This window comes from Thiohalophilus sp. (assembly GCF_034521165.1).
Classification (GTDB): domain Bacteria; phylum Pseudomonadota; class Gammaproteobacteria; order UBA6429; family Thiohalophilaceae; genus Thiohalophilus.
Window position 1 is genome coordinate 45,627 of record NZ_JAXHMV010000001.1, and the last position, 26,228, is coordinate 71,854.

The following is a 26,228-nucleotide window of genomic DNA, read 5'->3' on the forward strand; positions in this document are numbered from 1 at the left end:
CGCCCAGGAAGACCTGAGAATCAAAAAGGAGAAAACGGCTAGTGATTAACCAGCGTACACTGAAAAATGTCATTCGCGCCACCGGCGTGGGTCTGCACACCGGTGAAAAAGTCTACCTCACCCTTCGACCAGCTGCAGCGGATACGGGCATTATTTTCAGACGCGTGGACTTGCCGGAACCGGTTGAAATCCCGGCCGTTCCCGAGAATGTCGGGGATACGACCCTGTCTACCACCCTGATCAAGGACGGCATTCGGGTCTCCACCGTGGAGCACCTGCTGTCGGCTCTGGCCGGGCTGGGCATCGACAACGCCTATATTGATCTGAATGCGCCGGAAGTACCGATTATGGACGGCAGTGCCGGCCCCTTTGTGTTTCTGGTGCAATCGGCTGGCATTCAGGAGCAAAAGGCACCAAAACGGTTCATCCGGATTAAAAAGCCGATCGTGATTGAAGAAGACGATAAATGGGTGCGCTTTGAACCGTTCGAGGGGTTCAAAGTGTCGTTCACCATTGATTTTGACCACCCGGTGTTCAAGGATCAAAATCAGACTGCGATGATCGATTTTTCCACTACCTCCTTCGTCAAGGAGGTCAGCCGGGCCCGGACCTTCGGTTTCATGAGCCAGATTGAGAACCTGCGGGCCCATAATCTGGCGCTGGGCGGCAGCCTCGACAATGCAGTTGTCGTGGATGAATACCGGGTACTGAATGAGGACGGTCTGCGCTATGTGGACGAATTCGTCAAACACAAGATTCTGGATTCCATCGGCGATCTCTATTTGCTGGGACACAGCCTGATCGGTGCCTTCAGCGGCCACAAATCCGGCCATGCCCTGAACAACCGCCTGTTGCGCGAGTTGCTGGCCAACAAAGAAGCCTGGGAAGAGGTAACTTTCGAGGATCCGGCCAAGGCGCCCATCTCCTTTGTCCAGCCGGTTCAGGTCACCTGAAACCGCGTTGTGACACCCCAAAAGCACCGGCAATCGCCGGTGTTTTTATTTGGGCGGGACGAATCATGTGGGACTGGTGCGCGGATCCGGAAGATCGCGACCCGAAAAGCTTATCATTCGAGTCGAATGTATAAGAGTTACTTATTTATCCCCGGTCCGACGGGGCCGACTTAATCGTTGCAGGGCCTCGCGCAGGACGGGATCGTCAATGGCCTCGGCCATGGCCTGGATATTTCGGCTGGCGGCGGGGGTAATCTCGCGTTTGTCCGGGGGCTTTTCGACCGGCGTCGGCGTGGCCGGGGCGACATGGATTTTTATGGATTTAAGTCCTTGTAAATCAGGGATATTTTGCTTAAGCTCTTGCAGCAGGGTGGGAACGTAATAACGCAAACGCGACGCCCAGACCGGTGAGTCCACCTGGATAATCAGTTGTTCGGTATCATAGCGGGCCACCTGGCAATGATCCGTCAGCGGCGCAGCGAGCACCGCTAACAGATGCTGATTGAGTCGCCGCAACTGGCGGGTGGTTGTGACCAGGTCCGCAAGCCGGGTCTTTTCTCCGTGCAGGAGCTTGTACAATGGTCTGGGAGTATTCATACTGGATTATGAAGGGTTTGCCCGGTTAATCGGAAAATTCACTTTAACCTCACATTAAAATAACAAGAGCTGTGTTGTCACTATGAATATCGTTGTTCTGAGACGGAAAAAAGGCTGTTCGGGGTTGTGGACCCTGAGTAAACATCGCCTGATCAGCCTTGTTCTGAGCACTGCCATTGTGATGCCGGCGGCGTTCATGGGTGTGGGCTATTATCTGGGCGTCGCGCATATGAAAGCGAACCCGGACGATCTGAACCTGGCCCTGCAATCGGAACTCGATGCCCAGCGCTTGCGAATCGAGGAAGTGACCCGCAACGCGCAGGACAGCATGGACGCGCTGGCACTGCGTCTGGGCAATCTGCAGTCCCATGTGGTCAGGCTGGATGCGCTGGGACAGCGCCTGACCCAGATGGCCAATCTGGATGGCGGCGAATTCAATTTCGAGCAGGCTCCGGCCCAGGGCGGGCCTGTATCAAGCAGCGAACAGCTGTCCGCTGATTCGATCAATGTGCCGGATTTCATTGAATCGCTGGAAGAACTGTCTTCGAAAATCGACGACCGCAGCCAGCAGCTCGGTGTACTGGAAGAGATGATCATGACCCGCAACCTGCAGGCCGAAGTGGTCCCGGCAGGGCGGCCTATCAAACGCGGCTGGCTGTCGTCCTATTACGGTATGCGCACCGATCCCTTCAATGGCCGACGCACCCATCATTCGGGTATCGATTTCGCCGGCAAGGAAGGCTCCGAGGTGGTGGCCGTGGCGGCCGGGGTGGTCACCTATTCCGGCAAGCGCTCCGGCTACGGCCGACTGGTCGAGGTGAACCACGGCAAGGGCTATGTGACCCGTTACGGGCACAACAAGGAAAACCTGGTGGAAGTCGGTGACACCATCAAAAAGGGCCAGGTGATTGCCAAAATGGGCAGTTCGGGGCGTTCTACCGGTCCGCACGTTCACCTGGAAGTGTTGCTCAACGGCCGTACTGTCGATCCCAAAAAATACATCATGGCCAGCAATTAAGCTGTGTTGCGTCCTGCTGACGGCTAATCCGTATGTCCGCCAGTCGTTTGTTGCCGTTTTGGGCCCTCCTGCCGGCGTTGTTGCTGGCGGCCTGCTCGACAACACCCTCCGAACCGACCCGTGAAATACAGTCCGAACCGCAGCCGCATCCGCAGCCGTCTCGCAGCGTATTGACCGTTGCGGCGGTCGGGGATGTGATGCTGGGCACCGACTTTCCGTACCCCCGATTGCCGCCCGAAGACGGCGCCGAGCTGTTACGCGAGGTCGCACCGGTGCTGCGTGAGGCCGATATTGCCTTTGGCAACCTGGAAGGGGTGCTGATGGACGGCGGCGAGCCGGTGAAAACCTGTCAGAATCCCGCGGCCTGTTACCTGTTTCGCTCCCCCGCGCGCTATGCCGCGCACCTGCAACAAGCCGGTTTTACCCTCATGAGCCTGGCCAACAACCATGCCCGGGATTTCGGCGAGGCGGGCCGCGAGGCGAGTATGCAGATCTTGCGCCGCCACGGCATCCGGCATACCGGTCGCCGGGGGGATGTCGCCAGCTGGACGGTTAACGGACTGCGGGTGGCGGCCATCGCGTTTGCCCCGTTTATCGACTCGCATGACATGCTGGATACGGCGCGCATGGTCGCCCTGGTGAATGCGCTCAAGCGTCGGCACGATATTGTGCTGGTCTCGTTCCACGGCGGCGCCGAGGGGGAGGAGGCCCTGCATCTGCCCTTTGCCGAAGAGCACTATTACGGCGAACGGCGCGGGGATGTGGTCGCCTTTGCGCGTCGGGCGGTGGAGGCCGGCGCCGATCTGGTAATCGGCCACGGTCCCCACGTGCCGCGGGCAATGGAGCTCTACCGCGGCCGGTTGATTGCCTACAGCCTGGGGAATTTCGCCACCTATCAGGGGATGAGCGTGAGCGGCCGCAAGGGTCTGGCGCCGTTACTCGAGGCGCGGCTGGATTCGCGGGGCCGCTTTATCGAGGGGCGGATTCATTCGTTTGTCCAGCAGCGCCCGCAGGGACCGGTCCGGGATGCGCAGCGGCGTGCCGCGGGGCTGATCGCACGCCTGTCGCAGCAGGATTTCCCGCGCGCCTCGCTGGCCTTCGATCACCGGGGCCATCTCTATCCCCTGTCCGTTCCGTTTGCGCTGAAAGCGGACAAAACCCGCGACGATCGGTACAATACCCGGTTTTAAAGCAGGAAAAAGATTTTTCCAGGCACAATACTCCAACCAGTAAGTGAGCCCTTACACCAAAGCTTGCAACAGGCAAATTTATGTTCAAACCATTCCTGAAAAAAGTTTTCGGCAGCCGTAACGAGCGCCTGGTCAAGCAGATGGGTAAAACCGTCGAGCGCATCAACGCGCTGGAAGCGGACATGCAGGCCCTCTCCGATGCCGAGCTGCAAAACAAAACTGTCGAATTTCGCCAGCGGCTGGCCGACGGGATGAAACTGGACGACCTGTTGCCGGAGGCTTTCGCCGTAGTGCGCGAAGCGGCGGTGCGGACGCTGGGGATGCGCCATTTCGATGTGCAGTTGATCGGTGCCATGGTGCTGCATCAGGGCAAGATATCCGAAATGCGCACCGGCGAAGGCAAGACCCTGATGGCGACCCTGGCCTGCTATCTGAATGCCCTGCCACAAACCGGCGTTCATGTGGTGACCGTCAACGATTATCTGGCCCGCCGTGATGCCGAGTGGATGGGCAAGGTGTACGAATTTCTGGGGATGTCGGTGGGCACCATCGGCTCCGGCATGCCGTTTGAAGACAAGAAAGCCGCCTACGCCGCGGATATTACCTTCGGCACCAACAACGAGTTCGGTTTTGATTATCTGCGCGACAACATGGCGTTCAGCAAGGAGGAGCAATTCCAGCGTCAGCTGGGCTTTGCCGTAATCGACGAAGTGGACTCGATTCTCATCGACGAGGCCCGCACACCGTTGATTATCTCCGGGCCGTCCGAAGACAGTTCCGGGCATTATCACAAGATCAACGCGCTGGTTCCCAAGCTGACCAAACAGGAAGAGGAAGACGGTCCCGGCGACTACAGCGTCGAGGAAAAGAACAAGCAGATTTACCTGACCGAGGAAGGCCACCAGCATGTGGAAGAGTTGCTCACCGAAGTCGGGCTGCTTGAAGAGGGCGAGAGTCTCTACGATGCCGCCAACATCGGCCTGCTGCACCATGTTAACGCCGCGCTGCGCGCGCATGTGCTGTTCCAGAAAGATGTGGATTACATCGTGCAGGATAACGAAGTGGTCATCGTCGACGAGTTCACCGGGCGCACCATGCCGGGCCGGCGCTGGTCCGACGGGCTGCACCAGGCGGTGGAAGCCAAGGAGGGGGTGGAGATCCAGCGCGAGAACCAGACCGTCGCCTCGATTACCTTCCAGAACTTTTTCCGGCTCTACGACAAGTTGTCGGGCATGACCGGGACCGCCGACACCGAAGCCTACGAGTTCCAGACCATCTACGGGCTGGAAGTGGTGGTGATCCCGACCCACAAGCCGATGATTCGCCAGGATATGGTGGACAAGGTCTATCTTACCCAGCAGGAGAAGTTTCAGGCCATCCTGGATGACATTCGCGATTGCAAGCAGCGCGGCCAACCGGCGCTGGTCGGCACCACGTCGATCGAAGTGTCGGAATTGCTCTCCGGTGTGCTGCAAAAAGAGCAGATTCAGCACGAAGTATTGAATGCCAAGCAGCATGCCCGCGAGGCCGAGATCATCGCCCAGGCCGGGCGCCCCGGCGCGGTGACCATCGCCACCAACATGGCCGGCCGCGGTACCGATATCGTGCTCGGCGGTAACCTGGACGCGGAACTGGCGGAGTTCGAAGCCGCGGACGAACAGGCGCTGGAACAGCATCGCCAGGGTTGGCAACAGCGCCACGATCAGGTGGTGGACGCCGGCGGGTTGCATATCATCGGCACCGAGCGCCACGAGTCGCGGCGTATCGACAACCAGTTGCGCGGTCGCTCCGGACGCCAGGGCGATCCCGGCTCCTCGCGCTTTTATCTGTCCCTGGAAGACAGCCTGATGCGCATCTTCGCCTCGGAGAAGGTCTCCGGGTTGATGCAGCGTCTGGGTATGAAAGAGGGCGAGTCCATCGAACATCCATGGGTCAGCCGGGCGATCGAAAATGCCCAGCGCAAGGTCGAGGGCCATAACTTCGATCTGCGCAAGCAGCTGCTGGAATATGACGATGTCGCCAACGACCAGCGCAGGGTGATCTACGAGCAACGCAACGAACTGTTGTCGGCCGAAGACATCAGCGACACCGTCAAGGCGATTCGCGAGGACGTGGTTTACAACATGGTCACTCCGTATGTGCCGCCGCAGAGCCTCGAGGAGCAGTGGGATCTGCCGGGCCTGGAAGAGATGATCGAAGCGGAGTTCGGCCTCAAGCTGGAGGTCCGCCAGTGGCTGGAAGAGGACGCCAGTCTGCATGAAGAGTCCCTGCGCGAGAAAGTCCTGGCCGAGATCGAAGCGGCCTATGCCGCCAAGGAAGAGAGCGTCGGCAGTGAAGTCATGCGCCAGGTTGAAAAGGCGGTGATGCTGCAGGTATTGGACGGGCAGTGGCGTGAACACCTGGCCATGATGGATCAGCTGCGTCAGGGCATTCATCTGCGCGGCTATGCGCAGAAGAACCCCAAGCAGGAATACAAGCGTGAATCCTTCCAGCTGTTTACGGAAATGCTGGATCGCATCAAGCAGGAGGCGATCACCATTCTCAGCCGGTTGCGGGTACGCAGCGAGGATGACGTGGATGCGCTGGAGCAGCAACGCCGCCAGCAACAACACGCCGACGCCATGGAGTTCCAGCATCGGGAGATCAGCGCCATGAGCGAGGAAGAGCCCGCCGCCGCGCCGGCCCCGGCCGCCACTCCCTATGTCCGGGAAGGGCGCAAGGTCGGGCGCAACGAACCCTGCCCCTGCGGCTCGGGCAAGAAGTACAAACAGTGCCACGGCAAGCTGAGCTGACGCCGTCACGGAGTCGCGTCGATGGCTGATGCCCACAATCCCGCCTTCGAACCGGTGCCCGGCATCCGGCTGGGTACGACGTGCGCCGGGATCAAAAAACCGGGCCGTCGCGATCTGGTGGTGATGGCGCTGGCCCCGGGAAGCACGGCGGCCGCGGTCTTCACCCGCAACGCTTTTTGCGCCGCCCCGGTCAGCGTCGCCCGCGAGCATTTGCAACAGCGCCAGCCGCGCTATTTGCTGATCAACACCGGTAACGCCAATGCCGGCACCGGCGCGGCCGGCCTGGCCGATGCCCGTCAGTGCTGCGCGGCGCTGGCCGAGCAGGTCGGTTGTCAGACTCAGGAGGTGCTGCCGTTCTCCACCGGGGTGATCGGCGAGCCGTTGCCGGTGACACGGATTACCGAGGGCCTGCCGGCGGCCTGTGCGGCGCTGGGTGCGGCGGGCTGGGACCAGGCGGCCCACGGCATCCTGACCACCGACACCGTCCCCAAACTCGTCTCCCGCCAGCTCACCCTGGCGGGGCGCACGGTCACGCTCACCGGGATGGCCAAGGGCAGCGGCATGATTCGCCCGGATATGGCGACCATGCTCGCCTTTATCGCCACCGATGCGGCGCTCGAGGCGCCCTTGCTGCAGGAACTGCTGCAGCAGGCGGTGGACCACTCCTTCAACCGGATCACGGTCGACGGTGACACCTCCACCAACGATGCCTGTCTGCTGGCGGCCACGGGGGCCAGCGGCGTCAACGTGACCGCCGGCAGTGTCGAGGCCAAAGCGCTGTCCGAGGCCCTGCAGGATGTCTGTGTGGCACTGGCCCGGGCCATCGTGCGCGACGGCGAAGGGGCTACCAAACTGATCAATCTCGTGGTCAACGGCGGACGCGACGAGACCGAATGCCTGGCTGTGGCCTATACGATCGCCCATTCGCCGCTGGTCAAGACCGCCTTTTTCGCCAGCGATCCCAACTGGGGCCGACTGCTGGCCGCGGTCGGCCGGGCCGGACTCGCGGAACTGGATGTCGAAAGCGTCAGCCTGTGGCTGGACGACGTGCTGCTGGCCGAGGCGGGCGGACGCGCCGCCGGCTATACCGAGGAACAGGGCCAGCGGGTGATGAATCAGGACGAGATCACCGTCACCGTGGATCTGCAGCGCGGCGATGCCACGGCCACCGTCTGGACCTGCGACTTCTCCTACGACTACGTGCGCATCAACGCCGAATACCGAACCTAGCAATCCGTCGATCAGGTCATGTTGGCCAGCGGCGCTGGATATAACGCGGAGGACGCGGAGTCGCAGAGGCGCGGAGAATTCCAAGTTGAAACACCTGCAAGCTTCTCAAAATTTCAGTCAAATACTAATGAATGAGGTAATTTTTTTAACGCCAGAAACCCTTTTACTCCGCGACTCTGCGACTCCGCGTCCTCTGCGTTTAATTCCCGCTCTGAAAAAATGGGGCGACTTGCTTCCCGGAACGGTTATTCACGACGATGTCTGAAGTGATTCATGTCGCTGCAGGTGTGATTTACAACGCGGCCGGCGAGGTATTGCTGGCCCGGCGCGCGGAGCATCGTCATCAGGGGGGATTGTGGGAATTTCCCGGCGGCAAGATCGAAGCCGGCGAGACGGTGGAACAGGCTCTGGCCCGCGAACTGCATGAGGAGGTGGGGATTACGGTAAGTCACAGCGAGCCGTTGATTCGCATCCCGCATGATTATGCCGATCGCAGGGTCGTGCTGGATGTCCGTGCGGTGCGGGCCTTTAGCGGCGAGGCGCACGGGCGCGAGGGGCAGCCGGTGCGCTGGGTGGCGCCACCCCGGCTGAACGACTATGCCATGCCGGCCGCCAACCGGCCGATCGTGAACGCCCTGCGCCTGCCTGCCGAGTGCCTGATTACCCCGCCGCTCGAGAGCGAGGAACAGTGGTTGTCCGTGCTCAAAAAAAGCCTGCAACAGGGCGTGCGCCTGGTTCAGTTACGGCTCAAGGAGCTGGCCGCGGATCGGATCGATGCCCTGACGCGCAAGGCGCTGGCCCTGTGCCATGCCCATGGTTGCCAGGTCCTGCTCAATGCCGATCCGCCGCAGTTCGCCCATCTGCCGGTGGATGGCTTTCATTTACCCTCGGCAACATTGTCACGCTATAGCTCGCGGCCGGTTGCAGCTGACAAATGGCTGTCGGCCTCGGTTCACAACCGGGCCGAGCTGGCCGAGGCGACCCGGCTGGAGGTGGATTTCGCATTTGTGGCCCCGGTGCAGGCGACCCGAACCCATCCCGATGCGGTGCCACTGGGCTGGGCCGGCTTTGCGGAACTGGCCGACGCGGCCGCGTTTCCGGTGTACGCCCTGGGCGGCATGCAGCGCCGTGATGTGATCCTGGCCCGACAGTATGGCGGGCAGGGCATCGCCGGAATTCGAGTGTTTGTTGAAGGAGACGCGTAAATGTCACCGTGGGTCAAAACAGGTGGGTTGTTGCTGCTGGTCGTGCTGATCGCCCTTGCCGGCGGTTACAGCTGGGTCGCTATCTACCACACTGACCGTGATACTGCTCCGGCCACACCGGCCAAAACTGTGTCGATGCCGGTGACGGCGATCGCCTGCCGGGAGACAACGGGGGCCTGTCGGGCCACGCATCCGGATCTGGGCGACATCACTCTGCGCTTTCCCGACGGGGCGTATTACATGCAACGCTTCGCGGCCGAGCTGCGCCTGGCCAGGGCCACGCAACTCGATCGGGTCACGCTGGACCTGGCGATGACCGGCATGGACATGGGACGCAACCGCTTCAACCTGTCGCCGGCCGGAGACGGGATCTGGCAGGGCGAGTTACTGTTACCCCTCTGTGTTACGGGGCGCGTGGATTGGCAAGTAACGGTGCAACTGGACAGGGATGAGCGACGTTATGAAGCGGTGTTTCCATTAAACGTTACGCGCGCCCCGCAACAGTAACGAGGGGCGAGGTACGAGTGACGAGGAAAACATCTGTAGGGTGCGTTCTACGCACCTTTTCACCCGTTTCTGCGATGAAATCGGTGCGTAGAACGCACCCTACCGGCTCAGAACTCAGAACTCAGTACTCAGTACTTAGTAATCAGCCGCAGGTCACATTGGCGAAGCCTATGTGATGATTCCCGGTCTTTCAGCACTCAGTAGCTGAAAATTCAAAATTCAAAATTCAGCATTAGTCCTTATCTTCGTCCGGATCGGTTTGTTCGTCGATGAACTCATCGGGCAGTTTGCGATCCCCGGGAATGCGGTGGCTTTCGCTGGCCCATTCGCCCAGATCGATCAGCCTGCAACGATCGCTGCAGAAGGGACGCCATTTGGCGTTTTCATCCCAGCTCACCGGCTTGCCGCAGGTCGGGCATTTGACGACCAGACGGCTCATAGGGTGCAGCAGGTCAGCTGGAAGTTGACCGTCCCGTCCATCTGTACCGGGCGCCCGCTGTCGCCGGGGCGCACAAAACGGACACTGAAGCGGTGTTTGCCGCCGCTGATCTCCGGGTAGCAGTCCAGCGAATTGTCGAGCGTGACCCGCAGCAGCTGCGCCCGTGTCTGGCTGTCGAGGCTTTGCTGATAAAAGCCTTTTTCCGCCACCACCTCGCGGGAGTCGGCCGACTCGCGGAGGATCCCGAGGATCAGGCTGACCGGCTTGAGAATGGTGTTCAGCTCCTCGTACCATGTCTCCAGTTTGGCAATGCGCACTTCGGGATCCTGCTGCAGCCAGTAGTGATAGCCGGGCAGATCGAAACTGCAGCTGCCGGCGGTGATGGTCCCGCGCTGGCGCAGGCTGGCTATCAGTTCATTGTCGCGCAGGCTTTGCCCGGGGTGGCCCTGCAGGCCATGCAGTTCCTTCTGGGCGGCATCCAGCTGGGAGAGGATGGTATTCAGTTGCTCGCGATCCACGCCGGGCATGTCGCGCAGACGGGAGAGCGCGGCCTGGAGTCGATCCAGCTCCTTGAGGGTTTCCGCCTTGAGCTCGCCCCGGGAGACGATCTCCAGGATATCGATCAACGCATTGACGGTGGCGCGCGAGTCCCAGACCGAAAAGCCGCGCAGGGTATAGGCTGCCTGTTTGAACAGGTGCTCGAGCCGCAGGTAGGTGCGGATGCGTTCGTTCAGGGGTTGCTCGTAAACGATCGGATTATCCACGTGAAATGATCAACCGCTTGAGGATGAATGTGGCCTTATCTTACTGGAAAGCCCCGGTGGCGAAAACGGGGGATCTAAATAGGTGTTCCGAATGGCTGTCCAGAGAGATTGCTTCGTCACGTTGTTCCTCGCAATGACATCACTATTTTTGGTCATTGCGAGCCAGGCGAAGCAATCTTTTGGACGTGATGATTGGGTATTCGCGGTGCATATTCAGTGTGTCCCGGCGAGCGTCAGATATTTTTCGTGCAGGGTATCGATCTGCTGTTCCAGTTGTTCCAGGTCGCGGCTGTTATCGATGAGGTCATCGGCCAGGGCGCGACGTTGGTCGCGACTACTCTGGCTGGCCAGGATCTGCGCGACCTGCTCGCGTGAGAGTTGATCGCGGGCCATGGTGCGGCGGACCCGGGTCTCCTCGTCCGCCTCCACCAGCAGCACCCGATCAACAAAGGGGTAGTCGCCGGTTTCGGCCAGCAGGGGAATGACCACCAGGCAGTATGGCCCCTGCAACCCGTCGAGCCGGCGCCGGACTTCGTCGCGGATCCGCGGGTGGAGGATCTGCTCCAGCGCCCGGCGCCGGGCGGGATCGGCGAAGACGATAGCGCGCAGCGCGCCCCGGTCGAGCTGGCCGTCCGCCGTCAGTATACTGTCACCGAAGTGCGCCGCGATTTGTGCCAGCGCCGGCTGGCCGGGCGCGACCAGCTCCCGGGCAATGACATCAGTGTCGATGATCGGGACACCCCGTCGGGCAAAGGCATCGGCGACGGTCGATTTGCCGCTGCCGATGCCGCCGGTCAGCGCCACGATCAACATTCTAGTTCCGTGCCTCATGGGTCACGGTACTAGCCCTGAAGCCAGTTCAGATAGGCCTGATTGAGTTGCGGCCCCCAGAGCAGGGCGATCCAGCCGGCGGCCGCCAGATAGGGACCAAAGGGAATCGGTTTGCCGGCCTGATGTTGCCTGAACAGAATCAGCGCGATGCCGACCACGGCGCCGACCAGCGAGGAGAGCAGGATAATGGCCGGCAACATCTGCCAGCCCAGCCAGGCGCCGAGCATCGCCAGCAGCTTGAAATCGCCATAGCCCATGCCTTCCTTGCCGGTCACGAGTTTGAACAGCTGATAAACGCTCCACAGTGCCAGATACCCGGCCATGGCTCCGAACAGGGCCGAAGTGATATCGGTAAAAAGCCCCTGACTGTTGAGCAGCAGCCCGAGCCACAACAGCGGCAGCACGATATTGTCGGGCAGATAAAAATGATCGTAATCGATCATCGTCAGCACAATCAGCGCCCAGGTCAGTACTATGGCGAAGACGGCCGTGGGCGTGACACCGAACTGCCAGGCGGTGAGCGCCGCCAGCAGGCCACTGACCAGTTCGATGATCGGGTAGCGGGCTGAAATGGGGGTCTGGCAATTATTGCAGCGCCCGCGCAGCAGCAGATAACTGATGACCGGGATGTTCTCCCAGGCGCGGATGGCGTGGCCGCAATGCGGGCAGCGCGAGGCGGGGGTCAGTAGATTATACGGGCCGCTTTCCGCCGGCGGCTGCCCGGTTTTGAGCTGGTGGGGGTGATGTTCAGTCAGATACTCCAGGCAGTCACCCTGCCACTGGCGGTGCAGCATCAACGGCAGACGCAGAATCACTACGTTCAGAAAACTGCCGACGATCAGGCCGAGCAGAAACACCACGGCCAAAAATAACACCGGGCTGTCCTGCAGCAGCTGGAGATAGCTCATGAAGTTGAATTAGCCGCCGACGACCTTACCCATCTGGAAGATCGGCAGGTACATGGCAATGACCAGGCCGCCGATCAGCACTCCCAGAAAGACCATGATGATCGGCTCCAGCAGGCTGCTGAGACTGTCCACGGCATTATCGACTTCTTCTTCATAGAAGTCGGCGACCTTGGACAGCATCGTGTCCATGGAGCCGGCCTCTTCGCCGATGGCGGTCATCTGTATCACCATATTGGGAAACAGGTTGGCGGACTTCATGGCGACGTTCAGCTGGGTTCCCGTGGCGACTTCATCGCGCATGCGTAATACCGCGTTACCGTAGACTACATTGCCGACGGCGCCGGCCACCGATTCCATGGCTTCGACCAGGGGGACACCGGCGGCAAACATGGTGGCCAGGGTCCGGGCATACCGGGCGATGGCGGCCTTGTTCAGGATCGGGCCGAGGATCGGCATCTTGATCAATACCTTGTCGAGAAAAACATTGAATTTTTTCGATCGCTTCTTGGCCTGTATCAGGGCGTAAACACCACCGATGATGCCGCCAAATATCGCCCACCAGTATTGCTGGAAAATTTCCGACATATTGACCACGAATTTGGTCAGGGCGGGCAAATCGGCGCCGAAACCGGAAAAAAGGTTCTCGAATTCAGGGATAACGAAGAGCATCAAAATTGCGGTGATGAGGAAGGCGACCACGATGACCGCGGTGGGATAGAACATAGCTTTTTTGATCTTGCCCTTGATCGCCTCGGTCTTTTCCTTATAGAGGGCAATCTTGTCCAGGATATCGTCCAGAATACCGGCGTGTTCCCCCGCGCGTACCAGGTTGCAGAACAGATCGTCAAAATGATAAGGATGCTTGGCCAAGGCTTCGGACAGGTTGCTGCCACTTTCGATGTCGGCCTTGACGCCGAGCAGCAGTTTTTGCATGGCGGGGTTTTCATGACCCCGGCCGATAATATCGAACGCCTGTACCAGCGGTACCCCCGAAGACATCATCGTGGCCAGCTGGCGACTGAAGATGGAAATATCCGCTGCCTTGACTTTGCCGCCACCGCCAAAGAGAGGTTTGGGTTTCTTTTTGACTTTTTTCGGGTTGATCCCCTGGCGGCGCAAGTTGGCCTTGACCAGGGCGATACTCTGACCGGTGACTTCGCCCTTGACTGTCTGACCTTTATTGTCTTTACCCTCCCAGAGGAAGGTATCCTGTTTAGCAGCAGCCTGTGCCATGGTGTTTTAACCTTAGTTTGTTAGTCTTTTGTGACACGGTTGACCTCATCCAGACTGGTCAGTCCGTCCTTGACTTTTTTCAGCCCCGATTTGCGGATATCCGGTATACCTTCTTTTTCCGCCTGGTCGGCCAGTTGCATGGCATTGGCCCCTTCCATGATCAGTCGACTCAGGGCATCGGAGATCGGCATCACCTGATAGATCCCGAGTCGGCCCTTGTAGCCGTTGGTGCATTGATCGCAGCCTTTGGCACCGTAAATTTTGAAACCGGTCTTAATTTCTTCTTCTGTGAAGCCTTCCTCCAGCAACGTCTCGCGGGGGATATCCTGCGGCTCCTTGCAGTTGTTGCATAGCCTCCGGGCCAGGCGCTGGGCGATGATCAGGTTGACTGCCGAGGCAATGTTGTAGGGAGGCACCCCCATGTTCATCAGGCGGTTGAGGGTCTGGGGCGCGTCGTTGGTATGCAGGGTGGAAAGGACCATGTGGCCGGTCTGGGCCGCCTTGATCGCGATCTCGGCGGTTTCCAGGTCACGGATCTCGCCCACCAGAATGATGTCCGGGTCCTGGCGCAGGAAGGCGCGCAGGGCTCGGGCAAAATCAAGACCTACCTTGGTATTGACGTTGACCTGGTTGACCCCCGGCAGGTTGATTTCCACCGGATCCTCGGCCGTGGAGATATTCACATCCGGCTGATTGAGGATGTTGACCCCGGTATACAACGAGACGGTTTTACCACTACCGGTCGGGCCGGTGACCAGAATCATGCCATAGGGTTTATGGAGATTTTCCAGATAGAGCTGTTTTTGCTCTTCCTCATAACCGAGCGCATCGATCCCCATCTGGGCGCTGGTGGGATCGAGGATACGCATGACGATCTTCTCGCCGAACAGGGTCGGGCAGGTATTGACACGAAAGTCGATGGCCCGGGTCTTGGAAAGATTCAGCTTGATCCGGCCGTCCTGGGGCAGGCGGCGCTCGGAGATGTCCAGGCGTGACATCACCTTGAGGCGCGCGGCGATGCGCGGCGCCATCCCCACCGGCGGGGCGGCCACTTCTTTCAATATCCCGTCCTGACGGAAACGGACCCGGAAGCTTTTCTCATAGGGCTCGAAATGGATATCCGAGGCGCCCTTGTTAATGGCATCCAGCAGGACCTTGTTGACGAAACGCACCACGGGAGTGTCGTCGGCATCGGATTCGGTGACGGCTTCGCCGGCGGCGGCCTCATCATCGCTGAACTCCACATCATCGAGATCATCGTCGCCGGCCAGCGCCGAGAGGCCGGTATCGGCCGCTTCCATGGCCCGGTCGATGGTCTTGCTCAGCTTGTCGTCCTGGACCAGAATCGGCTCGGTGGTCATGCCGACGTGGAACTTGATCTCGTCCAGCGCCTGCAGGTTGGTGGGATCCGAGACCGCCACGAACAGGCGGTTGCCGCGCCGGAACAGCGGCAGGGTATGGTGTTTGCGTATCAGCTCTTCCTTGACCAGTTTGATGGTGTCCGGCTCGATGTCGACGACATCGATATCCATCACCGGCACGCCGAACTCGTCGGCCGCCGCCTGGGCGATTTTTCTGGCGTCTGCCATCCCTTTCTGTACCAGATAGCTGACGAACAGCATCTTCTGCTGGATGGAATCGGTGGACGCTTTCTGGGCATCGGCATCCGAGAGGATCCCGTCCTGCACCAGCTTGCGGGCCAGGCCGCTTAATTGCATTTGTACGCCGGGGGTGGCCATATTTTTCAAATCCGGTATGACAGCAGGGTAATCAGTATATCCGTTTCGTCAGACTGTATCGACGCCGATCGGCGCAGGCTTGAGGCCGTGTGCGGAAAACGTGATACAGGCCCAATGAAACAGCCTGAAATAATAATTATAAGTTATTGATGGAAAAGTATTAATTTAGGCAGGTCTACCTGTCAAGCCCAATTTATCCTCGCGCGACGGGGTTGGCCGGGAGCGGTGGTGAATAATATCAAGCAAGTGAACCCCAAGTTATTGTTTTAATTGTATTTATCGGATTACTAGTGGCTGTCGGTGAGCGTTTTACCTGGACCGGGGTGTCGGACTTGTCGGTGGTGGGAATGGTATTAGGTGCTGCTGTTGACATCCACTTCGTAATCAAAACTCACTTCCCAGTCGTGCCCTGGACTTCCCACGGTCCACCGCTGGCGGTTTTCAGGGCGCGTTACTGTTCCCGGAGAAGTCGCTGTTGTAGTCAAGATAAAAGTCCTCATGGACCAGCTCGAGCGCGGCCATGTTTTACTACGCATTTGTCATCCGGCTCTCGGTGAGAGAACTGTTGTAGACAGGAATCGCGATCCCGGACAGAATCCCGATGATGGCGACATTCATCATCAGTTTGATCGAGGTGGAGGCGAACAGTTTTTTGTAGTACATGATGTGCGGTGTTTTTCAAGATAGTTGTCGCCTTTTCCGTTCTTAAGCCGCTTGCTGCACCCGCTCAGGGTTGAGGGCCGTCGGTCCTACCGCTACCCAGTTTCTCGTTCTGCCGGACCATCGCTGCGGGTTCCGCACCTTGGCCTGCTCGTAGATCCGATCACGCTGTTTCAGGATATCCCGGTCGTCGCCTCGATGCCGCTGCGCCGGCGTCACAAATTTCAGCGCACTGTGGCAGTGGCGGTTGTTGTACCAGTCGACAAATTTCAGCATCCAGTCACGAGCCTCTTCCAGCGTGGCAAATCCCTGCGATGGCCAGGCCGGACAATACTTCAGTGTCCGAAACAGCGACTCGGAAAACGCATTGTCGTTGCTCACTCGCGGCCGACTGTATGACGGCGATATGCCCAGATCCGCCAGCTTGATCCGCAGCGTCTGCGATTTCATCGGGCTGCCGTTGTCCGCATGCAAGACCAGCGGTTGGCGAAAGCACCGCTCGGCCAGCACGCTGCGCTGCACCAGCGGTGCGGCCAACTCGCCGGCCTCTCGCTCGTGGACTTCCCAGCCGACGATTTTGCGGCTGTAGATGTCCTCAATGAGGTACAGGTACCAAAACAGTCCACGCACCCGGCTGGGCATCCAGCTGATGTCCCACGACCACACCTGGTTCGGCCCGTCGGCCACATGCGTGGTCGGCGCCTTCGTTTTCTTCGGCGCCTGGGCCCGGCCCCGGTGATGCCGCTGGCCCGCCGCATGCAGTACCCGGTAGAAGCTCGACTCACAGGCGATATATTCACCCCGGTCCGCCAGCTTCGGCACGATCTGGCTCGGCGGCAGTGACGCAAACTCGGGTTCATTGCACACGGTCAGGATACGCTCGCGCTCCTCGGGCGTGAGCTTGTTCGCCGGCTCGGGCCTGATAGCATCAGGCCGTCGGTCGGCATGAACTTCCCCACCCTGGGTCCATCGCTGCAGAGTGCGTACAGTGATGCCGATTTCCTTGCAGGCCCGCGCCTTGCGGGCTCCAGCGCTCACCGCCTCCTCAATATAACCCACCAGTTTGCGCCGCTCCGGGAGCGAGGTCATCCTTCCTCGTCGTCCCCCCAGAGGGCGTTCAACTTTTTTCGCAGGGCCAGCAGCGCGGCGGTCTCTGCCAGCGCCTTGTCCTTGCGCCGCAGTTCCCGCTCCAGCTCCTTGATACGCTTTTTATCCTCGCGGGCCTGGGCCTTCTCAGCCTGTCGCCGACTGGCCGCCTGGTCCGCTCCGGTCTCACAGGCCGTGCGCCAGGCCTTCACCTGCTCGGGGTATAACCCCTTACCACGGCAATACTCACTCAGCTCCGCTTCACTCAGGCCGGCGGTCTCCACCACCACCGCCAGCTTCGCTTCACCCGACCAGTCGTCGCTTTGTTTTCCGTTTCCCGGCACCGGGACCCCCTGTTCTCTGGCTTGTTTTCGCCAATTATACAGGGTCATTTCGCTGATCCCTTCCTCTCGAGCCACATCGGCTACACTTCGGTTTTGCGGGGGCAACAGCATGCACATCACGGCAGCCTTGCGTTCTTCTGAATAACGGGGCATTTCTCGTCGCTTTCCACCCCCTGTCTTGGTTACTTTCTGATTCAGAAGAGGCGACAACTATCCTGACACAGGGGGTGTGCCTCGATAGTGTAATACCCTGTTTTTAATATTATAATATTTTGTGGTAATTTTCTGTGAAATCTGCGGAAACTACTATCCCGTAAAATCGGCATCGCTGGCGGCAAATTGAGAATTAATTTTCCGTGTTTCCCCTGGTTTGTACGTGAAAGCGGCGGGCATGCTGGGCGAGGGCCAGTACAGACACTATACGAGTCGCTATTTTGTTAACGGCCAGTTATACAAGGCAGATTATTTAATGCGATTGGCAGAAGAATTAAAAAAACAACCGCTTTTCTTCCTCTCAATAACCGTGCTTGTGCTGATCGTGGCATTTTTTGCTGAGATGCAGGGGTTACATCAACCTCATGTTAAGACTATTTATAAAAGAGAACTATTTTTTTTGGAACTCGCGTTTGTTGTGTTAGTGATTTTAAATCGCGAGATCACTTTCCCTTCTGTGAAAAACTTTCCTGGTCTTTTGGTTGCATTAGCTGCGTACTGGGGAGTGTGGTCATTATTTTCTGCAGTTGATGCTATAAGACCGCTCTTGGCTTTGTATACATATGCAGAGCATTTAACTTTAGTGTTGTTTAGTTTCTCGGTTTACGCGCTCATCCGGAAATTTAAATACAGCAGAGAAATATTGCTATGGGTTATTCTTCTAGGGTTTTGTTTTTATTGTTTGTTTTTTGGTGGGTCGTATTTTCTGTTCGAAAATTATAATCCAGAAATCAATTTTGCTGCAACATTTGATGAAGTCGGATTTAGAAATATTCGTCATTTGGGATATTATTTTGCCATCGGTTTAGTTGTGGCGACTGGTATGGGAGTGGGTTTAGGGCATTATTATGGGAAAGCAGCATTATGGATTGGGGCTGTATTGTCTGTTGTTGCATGGGCTTTGATTTTTTGGGCAGGAGGAAGGGGGCCGCTGGTCGCATTCTTTGTGTCATTAGGGTTAATTATTTTTCTTAACGGAGGATTCAGGCAAAGCAAACAACTTTTACTATTTGTGGCTATCACCTGTTTCATCGGCGCTTTCGGATCACTGCTTATCCCCGGCGGTTATGGTATAGATTATTTAATAGGGAAGTTATTGTGGGTACCAGAAGACTTTTCGACGTTGATAGAAGTGGAAAAAACACCGTCGAAGCGGATAGAGATGTGGCTGACCTGTTTGAATGAGATAAAAAATAATCCTTTTTTCGGGATAGGGCAGAACAATTTTCGATATGGCTGTGGCAAAGGGTTTCCGCTGACTCTCCATCCGCATGGTGTGCATATCCAGGCGCCGCTAGAGTGGGGGATACCGGGTGCAGTGGCATTTTTTTTGTTAGGCGGGGCTATGCTGTGGCGGACTTTCATGAATGTCAACGCAGCTCAGGAAGGTGAATCATATGCATTAATCCCTTTGTGGGGAGTGCTGATGTTGCTGGTTGCCTCAGGATATGACGGGATATTGTATCAACGTTACTCGCTGATGTTTTTTGCATTATTTTTAGCAATGATGATGCCTGTTAAAGATGACTTGAAATCAGATGGGGTACGCAAAGAAGATGGCCGATTAGTTTATTACGGGCTGCTGTTTTTTGTTTTGCTGTTACTTATGATTCTAGCTGTGGCTGATTTTCAGTTCGTCGTTGAGTATTATGAATTGTAAGATTATATTCTAGTGCTATCCATGAAGCTGATATTTTGGATGTACTTTTTATCTAGCTGTTGTGACGATCATTTTGTGATTTCTGGTTATTTTTCTGTATTGGTTCCTCTAAAATACGAAAAAAAGTAGTTTCAAGGGATGTTGCTGGCCTGGCTTCAATCAGTTGCCCGCCTTTTTGGTTTAGTGCGACGAGCCAAGCAGCCATATCTGCCTGTTCAATTTCCTCTTCATATTCGCCTTTTCGTAATTGTTCCCCGCTGGTTATGTTCTCGTCAATCTGGTACCTGACAATAAAGCGGGCTGTATAACTTGACAAAAGCTCCTTCGGTGAACGTGTAGTTACAAGAGTACCTTCATTAATGAACCCGAATCTGTCAGCGATGCGTTCGACGTCATGTAATACGTGAGAAGTAAAAAATATTGCGCCACCCTGCTGTTTATATTCAAACAATAGTTCGATCACATCCTTTCGCCCTATCGGGTCAAGTCCGGATAACGGTTCATCAAGCACGAGTAAACGGGGTTTTACTACCATTGCATGGGCTATAGCAGTACGTTGCACATTACCTTTGGAAAGCTGTCGAATTCGCCGGTTGGCGTAAGGCGTCAAGGATAAACGTTCCAGCCAGTATCCACACCATTCCTTATCATCGCTGCGTTTTATACCATAGTGGCGCAACGCCATACGCAGGATTTCTAAAGGGGTAAATTGTTCATATAATGATGGTGACTCGGGCAGGTAAGATACACCACTACGGGATTCAGCGAGGCGAGCAGAAATACCATGGATCCGAACTTCTCCCTGATAGTTATTGATGATATCGAGCATGATTTTGATAGTGGTAGATTTGCCTGCACCATTAGGGCCAACAAAACCAAAGACTTCACCTTTAGGGATAGAAAAGCTAACATCACGTAAAGCATGGACGGTTTTTCGGCCCTTGCTGAATGATTTAGAGACGGAGTCGAATTCCAATACTGAAGTCATAAGTCTCCCTCGTTTATCCCCTGAATCTTATGGGTCCGCAGACGAAATTCACCATTGATAAATTCATAGCCTAAATTGAGTGGGTCCTGAGGGAAATTATGTAGAATACCTTGAGTTATTAACTGTTTCGGGTTGTCCAATGATTCGCCGGTTTCTTCTTCGTAAGTATTCTGAGCTTTACGTAGTGTGACGAGCCCCTGTAACCGAACTAGGCGTTTTTCGAGCATCTCCCGCAACTTGGGATCTTGGGCTGTTCTAATTTCATTACTAAGATAATTAATAGCCATTTGCTCATCATTCATTTCTTCGGCGTTAATCATAATCGCCAGTTTGCGAAAGACTGAAGAATTGTTCGTTGAACGTTTGGCGGCCTTTTCTAATTCGTTTTGTGCTTCCTCGATATTATGAAAAAAGAAATATTGATTAAAGCCGAGAAAAAAAGGTGGATATTCATCCCAGAAACGGCATTCAGTCGCACGTTGTAATAAGTCGTTTCCTGCTTCTTCCATTCCTCCCCAGGTAAGTACAGCGTTACCCATGTAATAGTTGTCTTCATGACAGGGATTAAGTTGGGCGACCACTCTATGTGAACGAAGACGATAAACAGCACGTTCCCGATCATTACTGTCGTCAAGAGTAATGGTTGCGCTGCGTATCGCCTCCAAATTGGCTGCCAGAAAGCGGTCACCAGCAAATATTAGTAGTTGTACAGGGGCAGTAATTACCACTTGTCCTTCGAGAGAGTGCTCCGTACGAGATATGTCGCCTGGTCCCGTTATATTGCCAAAAAAAAATATTAGCGCAAACAGAATACTGGCGAGTAAAGATAAATGATGTTGCCACATATAAGTTAGTTAAATTGTTTACGTCCAAGTAACCAGATTGATAGCGCCAGCAATGCAAGTGCATAGGCAAGTGTGCTTAATACTAAACCAGGCCAGTCTGCCGGCAGAAACTCCCATTTGCTGTACAAGCTGATACGCCGCACATCTAAAGCGCCAAGATCAGGTAACAAGTAGTATAAAATGCCTAATGAGCCCCGATATAGCTCGGGGTTATCTACCACGTAGCGTTCGTTCTCTAGCAAGGCAATAATGCCAGAATAAGAGCGGGAAACCAGCAGGAAACCCAGGGTGCCTATGAGTACGAAACTGGGTGTTACAGCTACTATCGAAATCAGCAGAGCCAACGTGGCGATCACGAATAGGTCTATAGCTGTAAATACAAGTGTAACTACATATCCTAAGCCCAGATCTACGGGTGTAGACTGTTGGTAACCATAATAACTTAGATAACCGACGAGGGCGGCAAGAATAATGCCGAGTATTATTATTGCGCCAAATGTGAGAATAATTAGTGCGGAGAAGCGTCCGAGTAAAAAATGAGAACGAGGTTGCGGTGCTGTTAGTGAAGTAAGATAGTAGCGTCGATCAAATTCTCGTGTGAATAGCTCCTGCATTAACAATATGATCAGTAACGGTAATCCCAGTCGTATGACAGACAGGCCAATATCCAATGCGACAGTAGCTGGCTGGCGACCGCTGAATTGCGCGCCGAGTAATGTTGCAACCACAAGGACCATGCCAATCCAGAAGAGGACTGTGAATAAACGCGCACGCCACGCAAGCCAAAGGCCGGTTACGAAGTCAGGGGCCAAGTATTTCATAAGCAAAATGTATCACAAAAATCGTTGTTCATAAAAAAAAGGGAGGCAAGTGCCTCCCTTTGATTTGATATCACGAACAGTTGTTACTGACTATATCAGCTCGATGTGGCCACCGTACCAGCTGCACCTGCTGCAGCGCTGCCTGCTGAATCGCAGTTTGCATCCTGAGAACCAACTACTGAGCCACCTGCAGAGCTGCCTGTGTAAATGTAGTTATTGTTGCTGGCATCGTTACGGCCATTGGGATGACAGGTACCCACAGCAATAATGTTGCTGGCTGTAGCACAGTGGTAGCCGCCGGCGACACCGCTGGAAAGGTTAATTGAGACATTTTCAGTCAACAGTGAGCAGTCACCAACTTGAATTGTTTGTTGTGTCCCTTCGCCGTTTCCGATCTGGTCAGCGGCAATGGCTTCATCAGTATCGTCTGCGGCGAAAACAGATGTTGAAAATGCAATGCCGACAATGCCGCCAAGCGTAATGAGTAATTTTTTCATGATCAATCTCCTTAAGATTCTCTGACAGTACTGTGTTGTTTACCGTTTGCTGGCAAGCATCACGGTCAGCATGTTTTTAGCGTCAGCCTGGGCCGTAGAGTCATTGGCCTTGGCGCGGTATTCGTTAAACTGCGGAATGGCCACGGCGGCCAGGATGCCGATGATGGCGATAACGATCATCAGCTCGATCAGGGTGAAGCCCTTCATAGCTTTTTTCGCTTTCATTTCGTTCTCCCATATTTCAGGTGGTAGGTTTTAAAACCGTATGCGGCAATTGCTTGCCGTTTGTTGGGTATCTTGTAGCAGTATGCGTGCCACATGGGTATCGACCCGATCACAAAATTTTTGATGGCGTATTTTGTTCTTTAATTACAATGACTTGTAAAAAATCCGGGCGCCTGGCGATGTGGTCTGAGTGGTGATGTTTTCACCGCTATGTCACTTCGAGGTGACCGGTTTTGTCACTTTCTGACACGAACGGTCAGTTCGTGTCAGGTCACGGGTTATTCGATGCCCAGTTTCTTGATGCGATAGCGTAACTGGCGAAAGCTCAGTCCCAGCAGCCGGGCGGCGGCGGTTTTGTTGTAGCGGGTCTGTTCCAGGGCCTGGCGGATGGCTTCTTTTTCCTGTTCCTGCAGGGAATTGTCCAGCGGTCGCTCTTCGGCAGCGTGCGGGGCGGGGTTGCTGGTCGTGGCGGTGTGGTTGGCAGGCAGGTTGAGACTGGCAGCGTCGATCCGGTTGTCCTCGCACAGGGTCATGGCCCGCTCGAGCAGGTTTTCCAGTTCCCGGACGTTGCCGGGAAAGGAATAGCTTTGCAGCGCCTGCAGGGCATCGTCGCTCAGGCGGGGAACGTCCACCTGCCAGTCGGCGGCGATGCGCTGCAGAAAATGGTCCGCCAGTAAAGGGATATCCCCGGGCCGCTCGGCCAGATCCGGCAGGTGCAGTTCGATGACGTTGATCCGGTAATAGAGATCCTGGCGAAACTCGCCGGTGTGAATCAGCTGGCCCAGATCTTTGTGCGAGGCACTGAGGATGCGCACATCGGTATGGATCTCCTGCTGGCTGCCGATGGGGCGTACGGCCTTTTCCTGGATGGCGCGCAGCAGTTTGACCTGCATGTGCAGGGGCAGGTCGGCCACCTCGTCGAGAAACAGGGTGCCGCCCTGGGCGGCCTGGAACAGGCCGGCCTTGTCGCCGTTGGCCCCGGTGAAGCTGCCTTTTTTGTGGCCAAAGAACTCGCTTTCCATCAGCTCGGCGGGAATGGCGCCGCAGTTGACCGGCACGAAGGGCTGGTCGCGGCGCGGCCCCTGTTCGTGAATCAGGCGCGCCGCCAGCTCCTTGCCGACCCCCGAGCCGCCGCTGATATAGACCGGCGCCTGGCTGCGGGCCAGCTTGGCAATGGTCTGGCGAATCTGCTGCATCACCGCCGAGTCGCCCAGCAGGGTGGTTTGCCCCGGTTCGGCCGGGCTTTTAGAGGCAGGCCGTCGTTCGAGCTTGAGGGCGGTGGTGACCAGGCTGCGCAGATCGTTGATGTCCAGCGGCTTGTTGACGAAGTCGTAGGCCCCGGCCTTGAGGGCCTCGATGGCCGATTCCATATTGCCGTGGGCGGTGATCATCGCCACCGGCAGATCAGGGTACTGTTGCTGGATATGGCGGATCAGATCGATGCCGTTGCCGTCGGGCAGGCGCATATCGGTCAGACAGAGATCAAACGTATTCTGCGTAAGCAGCGTTTTCGCCTGCCCCAGATTTTCCGCGCTGAGGCAGTCCACGCCCATGCGCGAGAGCGTGATCTCCAGCAGCTCGCGGATATCCGGTTCGTCGTCGACGATTAGTGCCAGTGGTTGTTCGGTCACGGTAATCCTTGAAATCGTTTTATTTACTGAGGTGTTGAATTGATCACCCCTCCCTAACCCTCCCCTGGAAGGGGAGGGGATACAGCTCTGGACCTCGTCACTCGTTACTCACCCCTGTGTCGTCAGACACTGGCTTGCCCGGAATGACGCCTGTTGTTTTTCCTCGTCACTCGTTCCTCGTAACTCGTCCCTGTGTCGTCAGTGCATCTGCCGGCGCGGATCCTGAAAGGTAATCCGGAAACAGCTGCCGCCGGTAGCGACCGGTTCATAGTTTAAATGGGCCTGGTTGGCTTCGGCCAGTTCCCGTGAGATATACAGCCCCAGCCCGGTGCCCGAAGTGGCAGTGGTGTAAAAGGGCTCGAAGATGTGGGCGGCGATTTGCGGATCGATACCCGGGCCGTGATCGAGAATATCGATAAACGGCCGGGCCGATTCCCCGGTCAGGGCCGCGTGGATCACCACCTTGGGAAATCCCGGGTAGTCCTCGCTGTAGCGCACCGCATTCTGGCACAGGTTGGTGAGGATCTGCTCCAGCTGGCTCGGATCAAACCGGACTCGCAACGGGCTTGAATCGATGTTGAGGCCGATCAGCTCCGGGCGCAGCCCCTGCCCGGCGACGAACTCGCGGAGGAAATTCGGCAAAAAATGGTTCAGTTCGATCAGCCGCGGAGTGGAATGATCGCGGCGGCTCAACTGCATGATGTTCTCCACGATGGTATTCATACGCCGGGATTGATCGCCGATGATGCCGGTCAGGCGCCGGTCGTGCTCGTCCAGCTGGGGCGATTCGCCCAGCAACTGCCCGGCGTGGCTGATGGCGCCCAGCGGGTTGCGGATCTCGTGGGCGATACTGGCGGTCAGGCGCCCCAGCGCGGCCAGTTGCAACTGCTGCGCGTGGCGGGCCATGGCGGTGGCATCCTCCAGAAAGATCAGGGTCCCGCTGCCCGACGCCTGACCGATGCGGGCGAACCGCGGCATGACCCGGGGGTGCTCCGCCGAGGGCTGGATCATCTCGATCTCGGCGGCCGGATCCGCCCGCCAGCGTTGCGCCTGATCGGCCAGTGGTGCCGAGAGATCGGCCAGCCGGCTGTAGTGGGTAGCCGAGGGCATGCCGAGCATGTACCAGGCCGATTCGTTCATCAGCCGGATCCGATCCGCCTCATCGATGACCATGATGCCGGTTTGCATGCGCTGGATGATGTGTTCGGTCAGCTGCGACATGTTGGCCAGGTCCAGCCCGCGGCGCTGGGCCAGCGCCTCGCTTTCCCGGATGCGGCGGGCAAAGCCGTGAACCGCCAGGGCGGTGACGAACAGCGTCAGGCCCAGAATGCCGGCCTGGGTGTAGGTGTTGGGCTCCCCGAGCCCGACAAACTGGGCAGTAAACTGTTCGCCCAGTACCGCCAGGGTGGCCAGCGCGGCGAACATCAGCGGATGCCGGCCACCCATGACGATGCTGCCGCCGGCCACGGTGACGATCAGCAGGGTGCCGAGGCCGCTGCTGATACTGCCGCTGGCATGCATCAGCAGTGTGGTAGCAAGGATGTCGGTGCCAATCTGCAGGTAGATCTGGAGTTCAAACCGCGGCCAGCGATTACTGATCAGGACAATGAAAATGATCGCCAGCGCAAAATAGATCAGCGAAACGGCATAAAACAGCACCGGATCGTGGCTGGCCAGCGGGGGCAGCAGATAATCGCTGTAGAACAGCCCGGTGAACAGCCCGCTGATTAACAGCCGATAGAGATTGAGCAGGGCCAGCGGCTTCCAGATCTGCGCCTCACTCTCGGCATGGGCAAACGGGAAAGGTTGCATTCGTTCGGTGTCATGTTAGCGCATCAGGCCGGCGCCGGAT

The 26,228-nt window shown here is 56.9% G+C and carries 24 protein-coding genes; 8 read left to right on the forward strand and 16 right to left on the reverse strand.

Translation table 11 applies throughout. The annotated features are described in order from the left end of the window. Positions 1-41: 41 nt before the first annotated feature. Positions 42-953: a UDP-3-O-acyl-N-acetylglucosamine deacetylase gene (gene lpxC / locus U5K34_RS00275; protein WP_322565120.1), complete on the forward strand. Its 912-nt coding sequence runs from the start codon at positions 42-44 to the stop codon at positions 951-953. A gap of 141 nt (positions 954-1,094) precedes the next feature. On the opposite strand, the gene U5K34_RS00280 is transcribed toward lpxC, so the two are convergent. Next, entirely contained in the window at positions 1,095-1,550 is a 456-nt protein-coding gene (locus U5K34_RS00280; RefSeq protein ID WP_322565121.1) for a DUF721 domain-containing protein, read from the reverse strand. Positions 1,551-1,632: 82 nt separating this feature from the next. On the opposite strand from U5K34_RS00280, the gene U5K34_RS00285 reads away from it, so the two are divergent. From U5K34_RS00285 to U5K34_RS00310, 6 genes are all read left to right on the forward strand, one after another. After that, positions 1,633-2,568, forward strand: coding sequence for a M23 family metallopeptidase (locus U5K34_RS00285; RefSeq protein WP_322565122.1), 936 nt, complete (start codon positions 1,633-1,635; stop codon positions 2,566-2,568). A 32-nt stretch (positions 2,569-2,600) separates the two neighbouring features. Further along, positions 2,601-3,758 carry a CapA family protein gene (locus U5K34_RS00290; protein WP_322565123.1) on the forward strand — a complete coding sequence of 386 codons (1,158 nt, stop codon included), beginning with the start codon at positions 2,601-2,603 and terminating at the stop codon, positions 3,756-3,758. Positions 3,759-3,838: 80 nt separating this feature from the next. Then, entirely contained in the window at positions 3,839-6,550 is a 2,712-nt protein-coding gene (gene secA / locus U5K34_RS00295) for a preprotein translocase subunit SecA (protein WP_322565124.1), read from the forward strand. Between the two features lie 21 nt (positions 6,551-6,571). After that, positions 6,572-7,780 (forward strand): bifunctional glutamate N-acetyltransferase/amino-acid acetyltransferase ArgJ, encoded by a 1,209-nt coding sequence (argJ, locus tag U5K34_RS00300; RefSeq protein WP_322565125.1) that lies wholly within the window; start codon positions 6,572-6,574, stop codon positions 7,778-7,780. A 257-nt stretch (positions 7,781-8,037) separates the two neighbouring features. Then, positions 8,038-8,985, forward strand: coding sequence for a Nudix family hydrolase (locus U5K34_RS00305; protein ID WP_322565126.1), 948 nt, complete (start codon positions 8,038-8,040; stop codon positions 8,983-8,985). Then, the gene (locus U5K34_RS00310; protein ID WP_322565127.1) at positions 8,986-9,492 is read left to right on the forward strand and encodes a hypothetical protein; all 507 of its coding nucleotides are present in this window, start codon (positions 8,986-8,988) and stop codon (positions 9,490-9,492) included. Positions 9,493-9,724: 232 nt separating this feature from the next. Here the strand turns inward: U5K34_RS00310 and yacG are convergent, their stop codons facing one another. From yacG to U5K34_RS00350, 8 genes are all read right to left on the reverse strand, one after another. After that, on the reverse strand, positions 9,725-9,931 hold the full coding sequence (gene yacG / locus U5K34_RS00315; RefSeq protein ID WP_322565128.1) for a DNA gyrase inhibitor YacG: 207 nt from the start codon (positions 9,929-9,931) through the stop codon (positions 9,725-9,727). Beyond that, a complete protein-coding gene (zapD, locus tag U5K34_RS00320) occupies positions 9,928-10,695 on the reverse strand; it encodes a cell division protein ZapD (RefSeq protein ID WP_322565129.1) in 768 nt (255 codons plus the stop codon). The genes yacG and zapD overlap by 4 nt, the downstream gene beginning before the upstream one ends. 213 nt (positions 10,696-10,908) lie before the next feature. Continuing rightward, positions 10,909-11,508: a dephospho-CoA kinase gene (coaE, locus tag U5K34_RS00325; protein ID WP_322565130.1), complete on the reverse strand. Its 600-nt coding sequence runs from the start codon at positions 11,506-11,508 to the stop codon at positions 10,909-10,911. A 29-nt stretch (positions 11,509-11,537) separates the two neighbouring features. Beyond that, on the reverse strand, positions 11,538-12,434 hold the full coding sequence (locus U5K34_RS00330; protein ID WP_322565131.1) for an A24 family peptidase: 897 nt from the start codon (positions 12,432-12,434) through the stop codon (positions 11,538-11,540). Positions 12,435-12,443: 9 nt separating this feature from the next. Further along, a complete protein-coding gene (locus U5K34_RS00335) occupies positions 12,444-13,667 on the reverse strand; it encodes a type II secretion system F family protein (RefSeq protein ID WP_322565132.1) in 1,224 nt (407 codons plus the stop codon). 20 nt (positions 13,668-13,687) lie between these two features. Then, positions 13,688-15,406, reverse strand: coding sequence for a type IV-A pilus assembly ATPase PilB (pilB, locus tag U5K34_RS00340; RefSeq protein ID WP_322566555.1), 1,719 nt, complete (start codon positions 15,404-15,406; stop codon positions 13,688-13,690). A 528-nt stretch (positions 15,407-15,934) separates the two neighbouring features. Next, positions 15,935-16,069 carry a hypothetical protein gene (locus U5K34_RS00345; RefSeq protein ID WP_322565134.1) on the reverse strand — a complete coding sequence of 45 codons (135 nt, stop codon included), beginning with the start codon at positions 16,067-16,069 and terminating at the stop codon, positions 15,935-15,937. 42 nt (positions 16,070-16,111) lie between these two features. Further along, positions 16,112-17,649 (reverse strand): IS3 family transposase gene (locus U5K34_RS00350; protein WP_322565135.1). Its coding sequence is split into 2 segments (ribosomal slippage): positions 16,112-17,187 and positions 17,187-17,649, totalling 1,539 coding nucleotides; the frame shifts between segments, so codons are not numbered across the junction. Positions 17,650-17,872: 223 nt separating this feature from the next. On the opposite strand from U5K34_RS00350, the gene U5K34_RS00355 reads away from it, so the two are divergent. After that, the gene (locus U5K34_RS00355; RefSeq protein ID WP_322565136.1) at positions 17,873-19,369 is read left to right on the forward strand and encodes an O-antigen ligase family protein; all 1,497 of its coding nucleotides are present in this window, start codon (positions 17,873-17,875) and stop codon (positions 19,367-19,369) included. A 52-nt stretch (positions 19,370-19,421) separates the two neighbouring features. Here U5K34_RS00355 and U5K34_RS00360 read toward each other — a convergent pair whose 3' ends face one another. The 7 genes from U5K34_RS00360 to U5K34_RS00390 all read right to left on the reverse strand — a co-directional run bounded on the left by U5K34_RS00360 (position 19,422) and on the right by U5K34_RS00390 (position 26,188). Then, positions 19,422-20,357, reverse strand: a complete 936-nt coding sequence (locus tag U5K34_RS00360) for an ABC transporter ATP-binding protein (protein WP_322565137.1) — start codon at positions 20,355-20,357, stop codon at positions 19,422-19,424. Then, on the reverse strand, positions 20,354-21,202 hold the full coding sequence (locus U5K34_RS00365; RefSeq protein ID WP_322565138.1) for a hypothetical protein: 849 nt from the start codon (positions 21,200-21,202) through the stop codon (positions 20,354-20,356). Before U5K34_RS00365 ends, U5K34_RS00360 begins: the two co-directional genes overlap by 4 nt. Positions 21,203-21,207: 5 nt before the next feature. Continuing rightward, positions 21,208-22,023, reverse strand: a complete 816-nt coding sequence (locus U5K34_RS00370) for a hypothetical protein (protein ID WP_322566556.1) — start codon at positions 22,021-22,023, stop codon at positions 21,208-21,210. 95 nt (positions 22,024-22,118) lie between these two features. Next, complete coding sequence (locus U5K34_RS00375; RefSeq protein WP_322565140.1) at positions 22,119-22,520, reverse strand: hypothetical protein; 402 nt, start codon at positions 22,518-22,520, stop codon at positions 22,119-22,121. A gap of 39 nt (positions 22,521-22,559) precedes the next feature. Further along, positions 22,560-22,745: a type IV pilin protein gene (locus tag U5K34_RS00380; protein WP_322565141.1), complete on the reverse strand. Its 186-nt coding sequence runs from the start codon at positions 22,743-22,745 to the stop codon at positions 22,560-22,562. Positions 22,746-23,023: 278 nt separating this feature from the next. Continuing rightward, positions 23,024-24,376, reverse strand: a complete 1,353-nt coding sequence (locus U5K34_RS00385; protein ID WP_322565142.1) for a sigma-54 dependent transcriptional regulator — start codon at positions 24,374-24,376, stop codon at positions 23,024-23,026. Between the two features lie 198 nt (positions 24,377-24,574). Further along, positions 24,575-26,188: a sensor histidine kinase gene (locus tag U5K34_RS00390; protein ID WP_322566557.1), complete on the reverse strand. Its 1,614-nt coding sequence runs from the start codon at positions 26,186-26,188 to the stop codon at positions 24,575-24,577. Positions 26,189-26,228 lie beyond the last annotated feature (40 nt).

Excerpts from the sequence above, each read along its gene's own strand:
- U5K34_RS00330 (WP_322565131.1), bottom strand. The coding sequence starts at position 12,434 with ATGAGCTATCTCCAGCTGCTGCAGGACAGCCCGGTGTTATTTTTGGCC.
- U5K34_RS00285 (WP_322565122.1), top strand. The coding sequence starts at position 1,633 with ATGAATATCGTTGTTCTGAGACGGAAAAAAGGCTGTTCGGGGTTGTGG.
- U5K34_RS00280 (WP_322565121.1), bottom strand. The coding sequence starts at position 1,550 with ATGAATACTCCCAGACCATTGTACAAGCTCCTGCACGGAGAAAAGACC.
- U5K34_RS00290 (WP_322565123.1), top strand. The coding sequence starts at position 2,601 with ATGTCCGCCAGTCGTTTGTTGCCGTTTTGGGCCCTCCTGCCGGCGTTG.
- U5K34_RS00390 (WP_322566557.1), bottom strand. The coding sequence starts at position 26,188 with ATGCAACCTTTCCCGTTTGCCCATGCCGAGAGTGAGGCGCAGATCTGG.
- argJ (WP_322565125.1), top strand. The coding sequence starts at position 6,572 with ATGGCTGATGCCCACAATCCCGCCTTCGAACCGGTGCCCGGCATCCGG.
- U5K34_RS00370 (WP_322566556.1), bottom strand. The coding sequence starts at position 22,023 with ATGAAATACTTGGCCCCTGACTTCGTAACCGGCCTTTGGCTTGCGTGG.
- U5K34_RS00380 (WP_322565141.1), bottom strand. The coding sequence starts at position 22,745 with ATGAAAGCGAAAAAAGCTATGAAGGGCTTCACCCTGATCGAGCTGATG.
- coaE (WP_322565130.1), bottom strand. The coding sequence starts at position 11,508 with ATGTTGATCGTGGCGCTGACCGGCGGCATCGGCAGCGGCAAATCGACC.
- U5K34_RS00360 (WP_322565137.1), bottom strand. The coding sequence starts at position 20,357 with ATGACTTCAGTATTGGAATTCGACTCCGTCTCTAAATCATTCAGCAAG.
- U5K34_RS00335 (WP_322565132.1), bottom strand. The coding sequence starts at position 13,667 with ATGGCACAGGCTGCTGCTAAACAGGATACCTTCCTCTGGGAGGGTAAA.
- pilB (WP_322566555.1), bottom strand. The coding sequence starts at position 15,406 with ATGGCCACCCCCGGCGTACAAATGCAATTAAGCGGCCTGGCCCGCAAG.
- U5K34_RS00310 (WP_322565127.1), top strand. The coding sequence starts at position 8,986 with ATGTCACCGTGGGTCAAAACAGGTGGGTTGTTGCTGCTGGTCGTGCTG.
- U5K34_RS00345 (WP_322565134.1), bottom strand. The coding sequence starts at position 16,069 with ATGTACTACAAAAAACTGTTCGCCTCCACCTCGATCAAACTGATGATG.
- U5K34_RS00305 (WP_322565126.1), top strand. The coding sequence starts at position 8,038 with ATGTCTGAAGTGATTCATGTCGCTGCAGGTGTGATTTACAACGCGGCC.
- U5K34_RS00365 (WP_322565138.1), bottom strand. The coding sequence starts at position 21,202 with ATGTGGCAACATCATTTATCTTTACTCGCCAGTATTCTGTTTGCGCTA.
- U5K34_RS00375 (WP_322565140.1), bottom strand. The coding sequence starts at position 22,520 with ATGAAAAAATTACTCATTACGCTTGGCGGCATTGTCGGCATTGCATTT.
- yacG (WP_322565128.1), bottom strand. The coding sequence starts at position 9,931 with ATGAGCCGTCTGGTCGTCAAATGCCCGACCTGCGGCAAGCCGGTGAGC.
- secA (WP_322565124.1), top strand. The coding sequence starts at position 3,839 with ATGTTCAAACCATTCCTGAAAAAAGTTTTCGGCAGCCGTAACGAGCGC.